The organism is Kocuria sp. PD6, assembly GCF_031844145.1.
Taxonomy (GTDB): Bacteria; Actinomycetota; Actinomycetes; order Actinomycetales; family Micrococcaceae; genus Kocuria; species Kocuria marina.
Window position 1 is genome coordinate 180,886 of record NZ_JAUZUS010000002.1, and the last position, 16,424, is coordinate 197,309.

General features: G+C 68.6%; 13 protein-coding genes and 1 pseudogene. 9 read left to right on the forward strand and 5 right to left on the reverse strand.

What is annotated here, in order from left to right; all coding sequences use genetic code 11:
• Positions 1-52: 52 nt before the first annotated feature.
• Positions 53-1,390 (reverse strand): MFS transporter, encoded by a 1,338-nt coding sequence (locus Q9R22_RS02365; RefSeq protein ID WP_165489758.1) that lies wholly within the window; start codon positions 1,388-1,390, stop codon positions 53-55.
• Positions 1,391-1,432: 42 nt separating this feature from the next.
• On the opposite strand from Q9R22_RS02365, the gene Q9R22_RS02370 reads away from it, so the two are divergent.
• Positions 1,433-2,125 (forward strand): hypothetical protein, encoded by a 693-nt coding sequence (locus tag Q9R22_RS02370; protein ID WP_311254001.1) that lies wholly within the window; start codon positions 1,433-1,435, stop codon positions 2,123-2,125.
• Positions 2,126-2,203: 78 nt separating this feature from the next.
• On the opposite strand, the gene Q9R22_RS02375 is transcribed toward Q9R22_RS02370, so the two are convergent.
• Entirely contained in the window at positions 2,204-2,542 is a 339-nt protein-coding gene (locus Q9R22_RS02375) for a hypothetical protein (protein WP_131332081.1), read from the reverse strand.
• 146 nt (positions 2,543-2,688) lie between these two features.
• Here Q9R22_RS02375 and Q9R22_RS02380 point away from each other — a divergent pair, with 146 nt between their 5' ends.
• The 4 genes and pseudogenes from Q9R22_RS02380 (at position 2,689) to Q9R22_RS02395 (ending at position 7,443) form a co-directional block, all read left to right on the forward strand.
• Complete coding sequence (locus Q9R22_RS02380; RefSeq protein ID WP_131332080.1) at positions 2,689-3,519, forward strand: aldo/keto reductase; 831 nt, start codon at positions 2,689-2,691, stop codon at positions 3,517-3,519.
• Between the two features lie 206 nt (positions 3,520-3,725).
• Positions 3,726-5,237, forward strand: a pseudogene (locus tag Q9R22_RS02385) (peptide MFS transporter).
• Positions 5,238-5,483: 246 nt separating this feature from the next.
• Positions 5,484-6,992, forward strand: coding sequence for an APC family permease (locus Q9R22_RS02390; protein WP_311254002.1), 1,509 nt, complete (start codon positions 5,484-5,486; stop codon positions 6,990-6,992).
• 40 nt (positions 6,993-7,032) lie between these two features.
• Positions 7,033-7,443, forward strand: coding sequence for a universal stress protein (locus Q9R22_RS02395; protein ID WP_311254003.1), 411 nt, complete (start codon positions 7,033-7,035; stop codon positions 7,441-7,443).
• Positions 7,444-7,590: 147 nt separating this feature from the next.
• Here the strand turns inward: Q9R22_RS02395 and Q9R22_RS02400 are convergent, their stop codons facing one another.
• A complete protein-coding gene (locus Q9R22_RS02400; RefSeq protein ID WP_311254004.1) occupies positions 7,591-8,445 on the reverse strand; it encodes a phosphatase PAP2 family protein in 855 nt (284 codons plus the stop codon).
• Between the two features lie 337 nt (positions 8,446-8,782).
• Here Q9R22_RS02400 and Q9R22_RS02405 point away from each other — a divergent pair, with 337 nt between their 5' ends.
• The 3 genes from Q9R22_RS02405 to Q9R22_RS02415 all read left to right on the forward strand — a co-directional run bounded on the left by Q9R22_RS02405 (position 8,783) and on the right by Q9R22_RS02415 (position 13,589).
• A complete protein-coding gene (locus Q9R22_RS02405) occupies positions 8,783-10,039 on the forward strand; it encodes an ROK family transcriptional regulator (RefSeq protein ID WP_311254005.1) in 1,257 nt (418 codons plus the stop codon).
• 255 nt (positions 10,040-10,294) lie between these two features.
• Positions 10,295-11,725 carry a sugar porter family MFS transporter gene (locus Q9R22_RS02410; RefSeq protein WP_311254006.1) on the forward strand — a complete coding sequence of 477 codons (1,431 nt, stop codon included), beginning with the start codon at positions 10,295-10,297 and terminating at the stop codon, positions 11,723-11,725.
• A 202-nt stretch (positions 11,726-11,927) separates the two neighbouring features.
• A complete protein-coding gene (locus Q9R22_RS02415) occupies positions 11,928-13,589 on the forward strand; it encodes a thiamine pyrophosphate-dependent enzyme (protein ID WP_131332076.1) in 1,662 nt (553 codons plus the stop codon).
• 92 nt (positions 13,590-13,681) lie between these two features.
• On the opposite strand, the gene Q9R22_RS02420 is transcribed toward Q9R22_RS02415, so the two are convergent.
• Positions 13,682-14,938 (reverse strand): MFS transporter, encoded by a 1,257-nt coding sequence (locus Q9R22_RS02420; RefSeq protein ID WP_131332075.1) that lies wholly within the window; start codon positions 14,936-14,938, stop codon positions 13,682-13,684.
• Between the two features lie 140 nt (positions 14,939-15,078).
• On the opposite strand from Q9R22_RS02420, the gene Q9R22_RS02425 reads away from it, so the two are divergent.
• Positions 15,079-15,654 carry a zinc-binding dehydrogenase gene (locus Q9R22_RS02425; protein ID WP_242670539.1) on the forward strand — a complete coding sequence of 192 codons (576 nt, stop codon included), beginning with the start codon at positions 15,079-15,081 and terminating at the stop codon, positions 15,652-15,654.
• Here the strand turns inward: Q9R22_RS02425 and Q9R22_RS02430 are convergent.
• A complete protein-coding gene (locus Q9R22_RS02430; protein WP_064845497.1) occupies positions 15,638-16,312 on the reverse strand; it encodes a DedA family protein in 675 nt (224 codons plus the stop codon). The two genes, Q9R22_RS02425 and Q9R22_RS02430, sit on opposite strands and share 17 nt — an antisense overlap.
• Between the last annotated feature and the right edge of the window lie 112 nt (positions 16,313-16,424).

Consider the following 16,424-nt stretch of genomic DNA (forward strand, 5'->3'; position numbering starts at 1 on the left):
CAAATATTTCGCGTATCTAAGGACCTGGGTGACCCCGCCCCACGCCGACCGCTCAGGCACCCAGCGTGCGACGCCGCCCCGCGAGGGCGATGAACACGCCCTGTGCCAGGGCCACCCCGACCATCACGAGCAGCGGTGCGGTCCAGGATCCGGAGGCGTCCTTCAACAACCCGATCATCACGGGGCCGAGCGCGGCGAAGAGATACCCCACGCTCTGCGCCATGGAGGACAGGGCCGCAGCCCGGTGGTAGTCCGTGGTGCGCAGCCCGAACAGGGCCATGGCCAGCACGATCGCCCCGCCGGTGCAGAACCCGATGAACAGCGCCCACAACAGGGACAGGGAGGGGACGAACAGCAGACCCAGCAGACCGATCACCGCTGAGGCAGCGAACACCGCACCCAGACCGGACTGCGCCCGGAGCCGGGGGATCATGAACGCGGCGAAGAGAGTCCCCGCGAGTCCGCACGCCTGGAACGCGAAGTGGTACCACCCGGTCTGGACCGGGGTGGCGCCGTTGGAGATCTGGATCGCCGGCAGCCACGTGACCATCGTGTAGTAGACGGTGGACTGCAGCCCCATGTACACGGTCACCTGCCAGGCCAGGGCGGAGCCCAGCGGGAGCCGGGCCCGGGAACGTGCAACGGACGCGGTGACGGCCGAGGGAGCCGCCGGTGCGGCGTCGTCGTCCGCTCCTGAACCCGGAGACGGCGAACCGGGCGCCGTCGCATCGGGGGCCGCCGGGCTGGGGGCCGCAGCCCGGGGAGCGGCAGTGCCCGAGCCCACCCGGGAGGCCACCCCCAGGATCCACGGCAGGAAGACGGCCACGCCGATGATCGCCACGGCCGCCCAGATCCCGAGCGCGAACCGCCAGCCGGACGGGGCGACGTCCGCGATGGGGACCACCACACCGGAGGCGAGCGCCGCGGTCAGCGCCGTGACCGCTTGGTACACACCCGGCATGGGGCCGATCCGGCGCGGCCAGTCACGTTTGATCAAGGACGGGATGAGCACGTTGAGCACCGCGATCGCCGCGCCCAGCAGTCCCGTGCCCACCCAGATCAGCCCGGGCCCGGGAACCGAGCGGGCCACGATGCCCGCCGCGAGGACCACAAGGGCGAGACCCAGGACCCGTTCGAGCCGGAGTGCCTCCGCGAGTCGCGGCGCGAAGGGCGAGATCACGGCGAACGCCACGAGCGGCAGGCTCACGAGCAGCGACGCCTGCGACGCGCTCAATCCCACCTCGTGTTCGATCTGCGGCAGCACCGGGCCCACCGCGGTGATCCCCGCCCGCAGGTTGGCCCCCAGCAGGAGCACGCCGACCAACAGCAGCCCCGCGCGGGGCGCACGGGCGGACACGGAACGCTCGGGGCGTGAATTGACTACGGGCACGGGCCATCTCTCCTGGACGTCCTTGCCACCATAATGGGAGGCATGGACACCCACGACACCTGGCCCGCGCCCGTGACCGTTGACGACCGCGCGTTCGATGCCGCCGCCATGCGCCACTTGGGCCGCGCACCCGCGTCGGACGACGCCGCAGGGAGCGGTTCCGCGGGTACCGGCACCGGGGCCCCGGGGGCCGATCCCGACCTCTCCGCCAAGCCCACCCTGCGCGAGAAGCTCACGGCCTCCCTGCTGCTCGTAATCCCCCTGGTCTCCGCGCTCGTGGTGGTGCTCAGCGCCATCCGGTACACGGACACCCGCAACGGGTTGTGGCTCGGGGTCATCGCGGTGGTGCTCGTCCTGGCCGCGCTGTCCTGGGTGTCCGTGCTGCGGCGCAGCTTCGCGAGGGCCCAGCGCGACCTGTCCGTACGACTGCCGGGCGTCGTCGGCCACGGTGTGGGCATCGTACGCGAGCTGGACGTGGAGTCCCCCTTCGACGATAACGGCGTCTCGGACACCGTGACCGCCCACCTCATCCTGCGCGTGAACCCCACGCAGGGCCCGGCGTTCACCGCCGTGCTGGACGCGGTCTACGCACTGGCTGACGCCGAGAAGCTCACCGTGGGATCGCACGGGCCGGTGCGCTACCTGCGCTCGGACCCGGAGAACACGGTGGGGATCGAAACCCGGTTGCCCGAACTGACGGTGCAGCAGATCTACCGTGCCGCGGCCATGAACTGACCGCGGGGCAGGGTCCCATACCGCGCCGTTGTCATCAGCTCCGGTGCTGCGGAACGACGGCACACTGCCGGGGCAGGGTCATTGGCGGGAACCCTCGTGTGCGTCCCGGACCCACTCCTCGTCCCGGCGCAGGGACGACGAACCCGCGGGAGACGATCCGGCGGGCGGGACCGCCGCGTGCTGCTCGGTGTCCGCCTCGGGCTCCACGACCACCCGGGTGCCGGCACCGCGGGCACGGGACGAGGAATCGGGAACGTTCGTGACGCTCACGGTCACCACGTTCAGGGCGATACCCAGGAGGAAGAAGATCCAGGCGGCCACGGCCACCGAGGCCAGGGCGAACAGCAGACCGATGAGCAGGAGACCCACGGACGTGAGGTAAGCGGGGGATTTGACGCGCCGGAAGTTGAACTTCATGTCCCCTATTTGATCATGTTTCCCCCCGCCCGCGCCCCGCGCGGGATCCGGCCCCGGCCAGGGACTTCACCGAGAACTTAACGGCTTGTCAGATCCGCGGCGCAGCAGTTCACTGGGAGTAGTTGTCGCAGAAAGGATCCACCAGGATGTCCAAGAACCAAACACTTCAGTTCAACGACGGCCACTCCATCCCGCAGCTCGGCTTTGGCGTGTGGCAGGTGGAGTCCGATGTTGCGGAGGACGTGGTGGCCAAGGCCCTGCAGGTGGGCTTCCGCCACATCGACACCGCCGAGATCTACGGCAACGAGGAGGGCGTGGGTCGCGCGATCGCCAAGAGCGGCATCCCCCGCGAGGAGCTCTTCGTGACCACCAAGCTGTGGAACGACAACCAGGGCCACGACTCCGCCCTCCAGGCCATCGACGCGTCCCTCGAACGCCTCGGCCTGGACTACGTGGACCTCTACCTCATCCACTGGTCGCAGCCGAAGAAGGGCAAGTACCTGGAGACCTGGAAGGCGTTCCAGGAGATCAAGGACTCCGGCAAGGCACGCTCCATCGGCGTCTCCAACTTCACGGAGAAGGCCCTGCAGGACGTCGTGGACACCGGGGTGGTCCCCACCGTGCACCAGATCGAGCTGCACCCCTCCTTCAACCAGCAGCACATGCGCGAGATGGGTGCCCGCAACGGCATTCTCACAGAGGCGTGGTCCCCGCTGGGCCAGGGCAAGGCGGAGCTGCAGGACGAGACCATCGGTGAGATCGCCCGCGCCCACGACGCCACCCCCGCGCAGGTCATCATCGCGTGGCACCTGGCCCTGGGCAACGTGGTGTTCCCCAAGTCCGTAACCCCGGAGCGCATCCAGCAGAACTGGGACGCCCAGCAGGTCACCCTCACAACGGAGGAGATCGAGGAGATCAACGGCCTCACCCGCGAGGACGGTCGACTGGGCTCGGACCCGGCTGACTTCAACGACTGACCGGGTGACCGCCCACGACCCAGCCGCCGCCCACCCGAGGTGACGCGGCGCCGTCGGCGCCCGCGTCCGGCGCTCACGCCTGACGCGCTGACCACGCCGTTCGGCGCGGAGCAATGGCCCCGGGACTCTGACAGGAGGACCCGGGGCCGTTCCCGTGGTGCGTCGCAGGCCCGGGCACCCAGCCCCGGGGTGCATCATGGACTGTGATGAGTCAGAACAGCCCGGACGGCAGCCGCGCGCACACCGCGGCGGCCACACCCCAGCCAGCCATCGACCCGCACAACCCTGCGGGCAGGAAAACCTTCTTCGGCCAGCCCGGAATGCTGGCCAACCTCTTCTCGGTGGAGATGTGGGAGCGCTTCTCCTTCTAGGGCATGCAGGCCCTGGTCCTGTACTACATGTACTACGCCGTCTCGGACGGCGGTCTGGGCATCGACAAGGGCGTGGCCGCCGGGATCGTGGGTGCCTACGGCGGCACCGTGTACCTGTGCTCCATCCTGGGCGGCTGGATCGCGGACCGACTGCTGGGCTCCGAGCGCAGCATGCTCGCCTCGGCGGTGCTCATCATGGCGGGCCACATCGCCCTGGCCCTGATTCCGAGCGTTCTCGGCCTGACCATCGGCCTGCTGTGCATCGCTGTGGGCTCCGGCGGTCTGAAGACCACGTGCGTGAACCTCGTGGGAACCCTCTACGAGCGTGACGACCCCCGCCGTGACGCGGGTTTCTCCATCTACTACATGGGTGTGAACATTGGTGGCCTGTTCGGCCCCCTGCTCACCGGCTTCGCGTGGGCCAAGTGGGGCTTCCACATGGGCTTCGGTCTTGCCGCGATCTTCATGGCTTTCGGCCTGGTGCAGTACACCCTCACCCGCAAGGGTCTGCCCGCCACGGTGCACACCGTGGCCAAGCCGCTGCCCCGCTCGCAGTACGGCAAGTGGATCGGCATCGTCCTGGCGGCCGTGGTGCTCGTGGTGGTGCTGCTGCTCACCGGCGTCCTCAACCCCGGGAACCTCTCCAACGCCGTGATCCTCGTGGTGGTGGTCTCCGCCGTGGCGCTGTTCGTGACCATGCTGCGTGACAAGGAGCTCTCCCCGGACGAGCACTCCCGGGTGATTGCGTTCATCCCCCTGTTCATTGCCACCGCGGCATTCTTCTCTCTGTTCCAGCAGCAGTTCACCGTGCTCGCCATCTATGCGGACACCCGGCTGAACCTCACCCTGTGGGGCTTCGATTTCAAGCCCTCGCTGACCCAGTCCATCAACCCTGTGTTCATCGTCCTGCTGGGCATGGTGTTCGCGGCAGCATGGACCAAGCTGGGCACCCGCCAGCCGAGCACCCCCGTGAAGTTCGGTGTGGCGCTGCTGCTGATCGGCGTGGCGTTCCTCACCTTCGTGACGCAGGCGCACACGCCGTCCGTGTTCATCGGGTGGATCGTGCTCGTGCTGTTCTTCGCCACCCTGGGCGAGCCGTTCCTCTCCCCGGTGGGTCTGTCCCTGGCCACCAAGCTCGCGCCGCGGAAGTTCCCCGTACAGATGATCGCGCTGTACAACCTCTCCGTGGCCCTGGGCACCGCGTTGTCGGGCTCGCTCGCGGAGTTCTACTCCGCAGACAACGAGGTGGGGTACTTCGGCACCATGGGCGCGATCACCGTCGTGCTCGGCGTCGTGATGCTCCTCGCGTCCAAGCCCATCCTGAAGCTGATGCGCGGCATTCGCTGAGTTCACCCTTCCCTGGGCATGCGCCCCGTATCCGCAGCGGCGGGTGCGGGGCGCGTCGTCGTACCGGACGACGACGCCGCCCGTGCCCTTCCCCGGCACGGCTCGCCGCGCCGGATCCTCCGGTGCTCCCACCACCCGGACCGCATCCTTTATGGTTACCTGTACGCATGAGCCGCGGGTCACATCCATGTCATCGGAAACCGGTGCCAGTCAGCGGCTGCACGAGGCCGATCCGCGGAGGAAACCATGAGCGATTCACCAGCGTCGAAGGATGTCACCTCGTCATCCACGGCGAACAGTCGGACACCGGGCGCATCCGGCGCCGCCGGGGCACCCGCGTCCTCGGGGGGCGGGCATGAGCTGAAGCGGGTCATGGGTCCGGGATTGTTGCTCCTGTTCATCGTGGGCGACATCCTGGGCACGGGCGTCTACGCGCTGACCGGCAACATCGCCGGTGAGATCGGCGGCGCCGCGTGGGCACCCATTCTCATCGCGTTCGTGGTGGCCACGATCACCGCGTTCTCCTACCTGGAACTCGTGACCAAGTACCCCGGGGCCTCGGGTGCGGCGCTCTACACGCACAAGGCGTTCGGGATCCACTTCCTCACGTTTCTCGTGACGTTCGCCGTGCTGTGCTCGGGACTGACCTCCGCCGCCACGGCATCCAGCACCGTGGCCTCCAACTTCGCCAAGGGTTTCCACCTGGACGTGGGCCCGCTGGGAATCACCATCGTGGCCGTGGCCTTCCTGGCGATCCTCGCGCTGGTCAACCTGCGCGGGGTGTCCGAATCGGTCAAGCTCAACGTGGTGCTCACGTGCATCGAACTCACCGGCCTGCTGATCGTGATCCTGGTCGGGTTCTGGGCCGCGGCCCAGGGCAACGCGGACTTCAGCCGCACGGTGATCTTCGAGACCTCGGACGACAAGGGCATGTTCCTGGGCCTGACCGCCGTCACGTCCCTCGCGTTCTTCTCCTTCGTGGGCTTCGAGGACTCGGTCAACATGGTCGAGGAGACCAAGGACCCCACGCGCAACTTCCCGCGCGTGATGCTGCTGGGCCTTTGCATCACCGGCGTGATCTACGTGCTGGTGTCCGTGTTCACGGTGGCGATCGTGCCCATAGGTGAACTGGGACAGTCCACGACCCCGCTGCTGGACGTGGTGCGCATCGGTGCCCCAGGTCTGCCGATCGACACCATCTACCCGTTCCTCACCATCTTCGCGGTGGCGAACACGGCGCTGATCAACATGCTCATGGCCTCCCGACTGCTGTACGGCATGGCACGGCAGGGCGTGATCCCGGGCTTCCTGGGTAAGGTGCTCCCCGGGCGCCGCACCCCCTGGACCGCGATCATCTTCACCACCGTGCTGGGCATAGTGCTCATCATCCTGGTGAACAACGCGATGGGTAAGGGCACCGCCGCGGCACTGGGCGGCACCACGGCGCTGTTGTTGCTCGCGGTGTTCACCGTGGTCAACGTGGCCGCCGTGATCCTGCGCCGCGACCGCTCCCAGGAGGGTCACGACTACTTCCACGCCCCGCGCGTCCTGCCCTACCTGGGCGCCATCACGTGCGCGTTCCTGCTGGGGCCGTGGGCGCAAGACGTCATCGAGTACCAGATCGCGCTCGTCCTGATCGCCCTGGGCCTGGCCCTGTGGTTGCTGAACTTCCTGTACGCCCGCCTGTTCACGGGTCGCCGCACCCGCTTCCAGCACCCCGAGGACCTCGCCAACCTCGAGGACGTGGACCGCTGAGTCCACCCCCCACCCACCCGCTCACGGACCCGGAGACGTCATGAACATCGTTGTCGGATACTTACCCACCCCCGCCGGCCGGGCCGCCCTGCGCGCCGGGATCACTGAGGCCACCCTGCGTTCGACGGACCTCGTGGTGGTCCAGGGCCATCACACCAAGCGCTGGGGACGGCACACCGGCCCCGAGGACACCGAAGCCGCCGTAAAAGAGGACCGCGCCGCGCTCGACGAGAGCGGCGTGTCCTACGAGCTGGTCCCCGTGGCGCACGACGCCGATCCGGCGGACGTCATCCTCGAGGCCACCGATCGCGACCGGACCGCTCTGCTCGTGATCGGGACCCGCCGGCGCACCCCGGTGGGCAAGTTGATCATGGCCCCCACCACGCAGCGGCTGCTGCTCGAGGCCGGGTGCCCTGTGCTGTGCGTGAAGGCGGGGTACGACGCCGCCTGAGCGAGCGACGTCGACAGTTTCCCGTCACGCGCCAGCGGCCCTGACGGGGAGAGACCACGCGAGCACCAATCATCGCCCCGTGGAACGGCGGGCCGGACCCCCAAGGTCCGGCCCGCCGTCGTCGGTGGGACGTGACGGAAAGAGCGCTCAGGCCGCGCGGTCGGTGCGCTCGTCGTGCTGCGCGGCGCCGTCCAGCGCGGTGCTGCCCCGCGCGGGCCGGTACGACGGCGCGGGCGCGGTTGCCGTCGCGGAGCCGGCGCGACGCGTAGTCGCGGGTGTCGGCTGGGACACCCCGGCCTGACGCCACGAGAACCCGAACGCGAGAGCGGGCACCACTTTGTTGGCCAGGGCGCACCCGGCCATGACCCCGGCCCAGGCCACGGGCACGGCGGCCAGGACGTCCAACGGGTAGTGCGCGCCCGAGTACATACGGGCAGCCCCCACGATCACCACGGCCAGCGTGCCGAACAGCGCGATCCGACGCCGTGAGGAACGGCGGGAGGCCACGAGACCCATGGCCAGCGCGATCGCCACGACCGCACCCGTGTGCGAGGACGGGAAGGACATGGAGCCGGTGACCGGTGCGAGGGCCTCCCCGCTCAGGAACGTGGGACGCGGCCGCTCCACGAACACCTTGACCAGACCCACGGCACCCCACCCGGCGAGGCCGGTGATCCCGAAACCGGTGGCGTCGAGGGGGCGGCGTCTGAGGACGGCCAGCCACCCGATGACGGCGGCGATGATCAACACCACCGCGCCGTTGGACAGTGCGTACTGCACCGCGGTGGCCACCGCGTCCAGAAGAACGTTGCGATGCTGGGAGAGCCCCTCGAGCAACGCGGTCTCCCCGTGGGTGATCTGCGGTGACAACACCACCAGACGCCCAAGGGTTGCCGTCAGCAACACCGTGACCAAGGGAACGGCCACTCGGTGACGCAACTGCGGCAACCGCCACGGGGACCCGCCCGGCGAGGGGGAAGTGTGCTGCGCCGGATAGGTCATGTGTCAATGGTGACACGAGACACTCAACGATTCCTGAAGTGGGCGTGTCGCACGCGGTGTGGCGTGTGTGATGCGAAGTTCCGGGGTATTCCAGGGTCGGCATCGCTGCGCGGGCGCACCGTGCCCCGCGGGCTGGGAACGGGGTTTCACGTGAAACACCCAGTCCAAAGACACCTTTTTTCGCTTGGATGCTTCGTTTGGTATGTGCTCCGCGGGGACGAATAGTCCGTTCACATGCGTCTTCCTGGCGCGGACACCTCTCGGGACGCCTAAAAGTTCATCCCCCGAACACTGACTACACTCAGCCCTCAAGAAACATTCGCGAAGGGAAGAGACGATGGCGTCCACACCCCCACCCCCGCGCTCCACGCGAGAGTCTCGGGCGCAGGTCGGCCCGCCCTCCACACACCCGCCCTCGCCGCAGCCTGCCTCCGCGCAACTGACCGCCCCGGGGTCTCAGGCGGCACTGCGCCTGGCCAATCGCCGCAGGGTCGTGGACGCGGTGCGCGAGCTGGGTGCGGCGACCCAGGCGAGCATCGCGCGGGAGACGGCCCTGGCGCCGTCGACGGTCTCGTCCATCGTCCACGAGCTCACCGCGTGCGACCTGCTCGCCATGGAACCCGAGCACGGCGGGCGGCGCGGGCAGCGCGTGCACTTCAGCGAGAGCGCCGGCTACCTGGTGGGAGTGGACGTGGGCCACCGCCACGCGAGCGTGGCCGTGGCGGACCTGAACCTGGACGTCCGCGCGCAGCGGCGCATCGACCTCCCGGCCGGGCACCGCGCCGAGGACGTACTGACCGGGGCGCGAGAGATCCTCGACGAGTTGCGGACCTCGCTCGACGTTCCTGCCCAGCGCATCCTGGGCGCGGGGCTCACCCTTCCCGCACCCGTGGACGCCGAGTGCCGCGGCCTCGGTTCGGGGGCCATCCTCCCGGCGTGGGCCGGGCTGGACCTGCGAGCGCTGGCCACCGGGACGCTGGGCTGTCCCACCGTGGTGGAGAACGACGCGAACGCCGGGGCCGTGGCCGAGCACGCGCTCGGTGCGGGGCGTGGGACGGCCCACATGGCCTACCTCAAGCTCTCGCACGGCGTGGGTGCCGGGTTGATCCTGGGCGGCGGGCTGTACCGCGGGGCCACCGGGTCCGCGGGCGAGATCGGCCACGTGACGCTCGACGAACGCGCGGGGCTGTGCAGGTGCGGCAACCGAGGGTGCCTCGAGACCTTCGTGTCCTCCCAGACCGTGCTGGACGTCGTGGCCTCCTCGGGTCGGCGCGTGGAATCCGTGGGTGACGTGGTCCGGGAGGCGCTGGCCGGCGATCCCGGATGCACCCGGGTGATCACGGACACCGGGCGGTTGATCGGCGGTGCCGTGGCCCAGCTGTGCAATGCGTTCAACCCGGAACTCATGGTCGTGGGCGGGGAGCTCGCGCGCGCCGAGGACCTGCTGCTCGATCCCGTGCGGGACGCGGTGCAGCGCTACGCGGTGCGCGGTTGTGTGTCCGGGCTGCGGATCGTCACCGCGCAGCTCGGGGCTCGGGCGCACCTCATGGGTGCGCTCATCCGTGCGCGGGCCGAGACGTCCCTCCCCGTGTAGGACATCCGGGGCGCGCTGAGCGCCGCAAACGACACGCGCGGAATTTGTCTTCGACTCATGGACAATTTGTGACCTGGGTCCTACCCTGGGTTCACTGTCCTTCCCCGGTAGCCGCCCTCCCTGGTCCCACGAGCTGGTTCCAGGAGACGAAAATCCGCCTCGTACGGGCCCCTCGACCGGTACATCCCCGGAACGGACGGCATGATCCCCGGGAGCGGGAAGCGTTGAATTTCGGTACAGCAAGGGAGCTGCGGGATGAGCAATCCAGCGCAAGCACACTCGCCGGAGCGTCATCAGACGAACACCGGCGCGGTCATTCGCATCACCACCGTGGCCGCGTTCGGCGGCCTCCTCTTCGGGTACGACTCCGCCGTGATCAACGGTGCGGTCTCCTCCATCCAGTCCACGTTCGACGTGGGTCCGGGGCCCCTGGGCTTCGCGGTGGCCGCGGCCCTCCTGGGCGCCGCCGTGGGTGCGTTCTTCGGTTCCCGCATCGCGGACCGCACGGGGCGCATCCCCATCATGAAGATCGCGGCACTGCTGTTCCTGCTCTCGGCGATCGGCTGCGGTTTCACGCAGTCCATCGAATGGCTCGTGTTCTGGCGGGTCGTGGGCGGTATCGGCGTAGGTGTGGCGTCCGTGATCGCACCGGCGTACATCGCGGAGGTCTCCCCCGCACACCTGCGCGGACGCCTGGGCTCCCTGCAGCAGATGGGTATCGTGCTGGGCATCTTCCTGTCCCTGCTCATCGACGCCCTGCTCGCCCACGGGGCCGGTGGCGCCGCCAACGAGATGTGGTTCGGGCTGGCCGCGTGGCGCTGGATGTTCCTGGTCATGGCCGTACCCGCCGCGCTGTACGGCATCGGCGCGTTCCTGATCCCCGAGTCGCCGCGCTACCTGGTCTCGGTGGGTCGTCCGGACGAGGCGCGCGCCGTCCTCTCCCGGATCCACGGTGACGACGCCGTGGACGCCCGCGTTTCCAAGATCCGCAGCACCGTGGACGACGAACGCAAGCCCCGCTTCGCGGACCTGCGCGGTTCCATGGCCGGGCTCAAGCCCGTGGTGTGGGTGGGCATCGGCCTGGCCGCCCTGCAGCAGTTCGTGGGCATCAACGTGATCTTCTACTACTCCAACGTGTTGTGGGAGTCAGTGGGCTTCAAGGAGTCCGATTCGTTCACCATCTCCGTGGCCACCTCCGTGGTCAACGTGGTGGTGACCATCGTGGCCATCTTCCTGGTGGACCGGATCGGGCGCCGACCGCTGCTGCTCCTGGGCTCCGCCGGCATGGCCCTGTCCCTGGGTGTAATGTCCGTGGTGTTCGCGACTGCCACCAAGGTCATGGTGGACGGCCAGCTCACCCCCGAGCTCGGCCCCGTGGCCGGACCCGTGGCGCTGATCGCCGCCAACCTGTTCGTCGTGTTCTTCGGTGTCTCGTGGGGTCCGCTCATGTGGGTCCTGCTCGGTGAGATGTTCCCCAACCGCATCCGCGGCGCGGCGCTGGCTGTGGCCGGTGCGGTGCAGTGGATCGCCAACTGGGCCGTGACCGTCTCCTTCCCCTTACTGTCCAACTTCTCGCTGGGACTGACCTATGGCATCTACGCGTTCTTCGCGCTGGTGTCCCTGGTCTTCACCATCAAGATGGTGCGGGAGACCAACAACGTGGAACTCGAGGACATGCACGCCTGATCCCACTCTCCCCGTCCCGATGCCCCGGTACGCGTTACACGCGCACCGGGGCATCGTCACACCGGGTTCACGGCCGTGATAACAGCTCGTCGCAATACCGGTAGGGGTCCGGTGTTCGGGTATTTTCAAGACAGATTTGCCGCTGCCCGGGCATCGGGGCCCGGGAAGCACGACACATTCAACGGCGAAAAGAGGGCCTCCCATGACGCAGCACACCGACTCTTCGACCTCAGGACGCAAGTCCGCGGGCCACGTGATCGTGGATTCCCTCGCGGCGCACGGGGTCGAGCGCGCCTACGTGGTTCCCGGCGAGAGTTACCTGGACGTCCTGGACGGGCTCTACGACTCCCCCATCGACACTGTGGTGTGCCGTCAGGAGGGTGGCGCCGCGTACATGGCGGAAGCGGACGGGAAGATGAACGACGTCCCGGGCGTGGCCATGGTGACCCGTGGTCCCGGCGCAGCCAACGCGCACGTGGGCCTGCACACCGCGTGGCAGGACTCCACGCCCATGGTGTTGTTCGTGGGACTCATCCCGTTCGAGCACCGTGAGAAGGAAGCGTTCCAGGAGTTCGACCCGCATCAGTGGTTCGCCTCCGGGGCCAAACGCGTGATGGTCCTGGACCACGCGGAGCGGGCCTCCGAGTACGTGGCCGAGGCCATGTTCGCCGCGCGTTCCGGGCGTCCGGGGCCCGTGGTGGTGGGCCTGCCCGAGGACATCATCACCCGGCAAATCGAACCCACGGTGCACCCGGAGATCCCGGTGGCCGGCGGCGGGATGACTGTGGAGGACTGGAAGGCCCTCGAGTCCGCGCTCAAGGAGTCCCAGAAGCCCCTGTTCGTCTTCGGTGGTAACGATTGGACCCCGCAGGGCGCGCAGCATTTCACCGCGTGGCTCGAGGAACACCACATCCCCGCCGCCGCGGAGTGGCGCTGCGAGGGCACCGTCCCGTTCGACTCCCCCTCGTACGTGGGACCCATCGGTTACGGCCGCCCCAAGCCCACCCACGATCTGCTGGAGGAGACCGACCTGCTGGTGTTCGTGGGCACGGTCCCCGGTGATGTGATCACCAACGGCTTCCTGGTGCGCCAGGACTGGACCAAGAAGAACTTCATCGTGACCATGGACCCCTCCATGCGCGGGCGTTCCGGCGCGGTGACCTACCAGATCGTGGCCAAGCCGGACGTGTTCGTGCGTGACCTGGTGCGCATGAACCTGCCCGTCTCGGACGTGTGGCGGAAGTGGTGCGCGCGGATGCGTCAGCAGCAGGTGGATTTCTCCACCCCCAAGGACGCCTCCCCCGCGGACGGCCCGGCCTCGATGGACACCATGATGGCGAACCTCGTTGCGACCCTCCCCGAGGACGCCATGGTCACCTTCGGTGCGGGCGAGCACACCAACTGGGCCCACCGCTACTTCCCCACGAACGGCTACGCGTCCATGATCTCCGCGCGCAACGGCTCCATGGGTTACTCGATCCCCTCCGCTGTGGCGGCGTCCCTGAACTACCCCGGCCGCCGCGTGATCTCGATCGCCGGGGACGGCGAGTTCCTCATGAACGGCCAGGAACTCGCGACCGCCGCGCAGTACGGCGCCACTCCCCTGGTCATCGTGATGGACAACCAGGAGTACGGCACCATCCGTACCCACCAGGAACAGCACTACCCGGGTCACGTCTCCGGGACCCAGCTGAAAAACCCGGACTTCGCGGCCATGGCCACGGCGTTCCACGGTTTCGGCGTGCGTGTGGAGCGCGAGTCCGAGATCCCCGGGGCCCTTGAGCAGGCCTATAAGGCGATCGACGAGGACCACACGTTCGCGTTGATCCACCTGGTCGTCCAGCAGCGCAACAAGGCATACTGACCCGATATAAATACTCGTCACGACGCCGCGTCGCCCGTCCACAGGGAGGGGCATCGCGGCGTCGTCGTCCGTTCAGGACACGCGCGCGAGGATCACCGCAAGGGGTGGGCGGCCTGATCCCGGTACATCCGCCCGACGACGACCGCGACCACGCCGAGCGTGGGGGTCAGCAGTGCGACGCCCCAGAAGATCGCTTCCGGTGACAGCAACTGCGAGACGGGTCCGGCCACGGCCATGGAGATGGGCATGAGGGACAGCGAGACGAAGAAGTCCAGAGACGAGATCCGCCCCAGCATGTGCCCGGGCACCCGCCGTTGCAGGAGCGTGCCCCAGATGACCTGACCCGCGCCACCCGTGGCCCCGAAGATGCACAGCGCCGCCGCCATGACCCACCACGAGTCGGTGCCACCCACTAGACCGAACGGCAGGGTGCCGAAACCCCACAGCCAGACCATGGTCGTGAGGTACTTGCGGGGCAGTTGCACTGATGCCATGATGCTCGAGCCCACGGCCGTGGACACGCCGTACAGCCCCAGCATGGCGCCGTAACTCGCGAGCGATCCGCCCAGCCGGTCCACCACCAGGAACGGGACGAGCACCTCGAGCGGGCCGATGAACAGGAACACCGCGCTCATGGCCCACAAGAGCGTCCACAGCAACCACGGGGTGCGCACGCAGTACCGGAATCCGTCCACAAGATCGCGAAGGACGGAGGGCCGGGCGGTGTCCACCGCAGGGATCGGTCCGGTGACCTCGCGCTCCGGGATCCGTAACCGCAGCATGAAGGACAGCGCGATCGCGTGGCACACCGCGATCGCCAGGACGGACGCCCCCGGGAGGGCCAGGCCCGTGAGGACCCCGCCCACCGCGGGCCCGGCCGCGATCTGCAGCAGGGGGCGGGCCGTGCCCTCCACGCCGTTGGCCGCGAGCAGCTGATCGGGCGGCAGGATCCTGGGCAGGGCCGCGGAGTAGGCGGGGTAGAAGAACCCCACGGCGCCGGCGAAGACGAACGCGGCGAGCGCGAGGTGCCACAGCGCGAGGGTGTCGGTCCAGGTGAGGATCACGATGGTCAACGCCGTGACCAGGTTGGTGACCTCCACGCACCGCAGGATCAGCCCCAGGGGCAGGCGGTCCGCAGTGACCCCGCCGAGCAGCACGAAGCACACCATGCCCACCGCGCCGGCGGCCGTGACGAGGGACAGTTGCACCGCGGAACCCCCGAGCGCCATGACCCGCGCCACGAGGGCCACGGCCCACAACCCGGAGCCGAAGACGCTCATGCACATGGCCACGGCGAGCACCGTGTACGCACGTGACGAGAACGGCCGCAGGGCCCGAGGAAGTTTCACCCGCACAGGTTACCGGTACGTTGTCACGGGGACCACACCGGTGCCATACGGTGAGGACGGAAGCCTGTCCGTCCCCGCCGTGGAGGAGTCATCGTGCGCGCAACCCATGTCCTCGAGAAGGGGACCATCCTGACCGAGCAGTGACCGGCCCCGGAGGCCACGCGGGCCCGTGCGTGATCATGGGTGCGGGCTCCGCGGGCCTGTTCTTCCTCCAGGACGCGCTGCGCCGGGGCTTCGAGCAGGTGATCGTCTCGGACAAGCAGGAATCACGCTTGCGGATCGCCCGGGAGCTGGGGGCGCACACGGTCCGGGTCCCGGACGAGGAACTGGCCTCCGTAGTCTCGGAACTCACGGACAATAACGGTGCGGATCTGGTGATCGAGGCCGTGGGCTCGGACGCGCTGCGCGCGGAGGCGGTGAGGATCGTGGCCCACCGCGGGATCGTGGGCTGGTTCGGACTGTACGAGAGTTTCGAGCCCGCTCCCGTCCCGATCTTCGAGACCTTCCGCAAGTGCGTGCGACTGCAGGCCTCCGTGGCCGCCCAGTCCGAGCCCGGTCTCGTATCCTTCCACAAGGCCGTGCGCCGCATCCACGACGGCGAGGTGACCGTGGACTACTGCCTGGGCCCCGTGTACCCGTTCGAGGAGGCCGGCGAGGTGCTGCGGATCGTCGAACGCGGCGGGGACGGCCACGTCAAGTTCACGATCGTCCCGTAGCACTCTCCTGCGGTCCCCGGTCCCGGAACCCCTTGAGGATCTGCAGGGCCACCGGGATCACCGAGATCACCACGATCAGGATCGCGATCAGGTCCACGTGGTCACGGATCAGCGGGATCCCGCCCAGCAGGGACCCGGCCACCACCATGATGGTCACCCACAGGAAGCCACCCAGAACGTTCCACCCCACGAAGCGGCGGTACGGGTGGCGCGCCGTGCCCGCCACGAGCGGAACGTACGTGCGGATGATCGGGACGAAGCGCGCGAGCACGATCGCCCTGCCGCCGTAGCGCAGGAAGAAGTCCTCCGTGCGGTTGAGGTAGGAGGTCTTCAGGAATCGGGCGTCGTCGGAGAAGAAGCGCCGGCCGAACCGGTTACCCAGGAAGTAGCCCACCTGGTCTCCCGCGACCGCCGCGATGAACGGTACCAGGATCATGAGCCACAGCGGGACCTGCAACGCCTCGTGCAGCAGTCCGCCCGTGAACAGCAGGGAGTCCCCGGGCAGGAACGGGAACAACAGCCCCGATTCCACGAACACCATCAGGGTGGTCCCGGCGAGCGCCCACGGCCCCAGCTGCTCGAGCAGTTGGGCGGGATCGCCTAGCGGTGGCAGCTGCGGGATCAGCGTTCCCGCGGTGTGCAGCAGTTCAAGCGTCATGGTGACCCAGTCTTCTCCTCGTGGGCCGGGTGCCGCGCACCACGGTCCTGTTCCTCCCCGGACGACGGCGCTCGCCCGGGGTAGCTCGTTCGTCCCGCGGGTGTGCCCACAA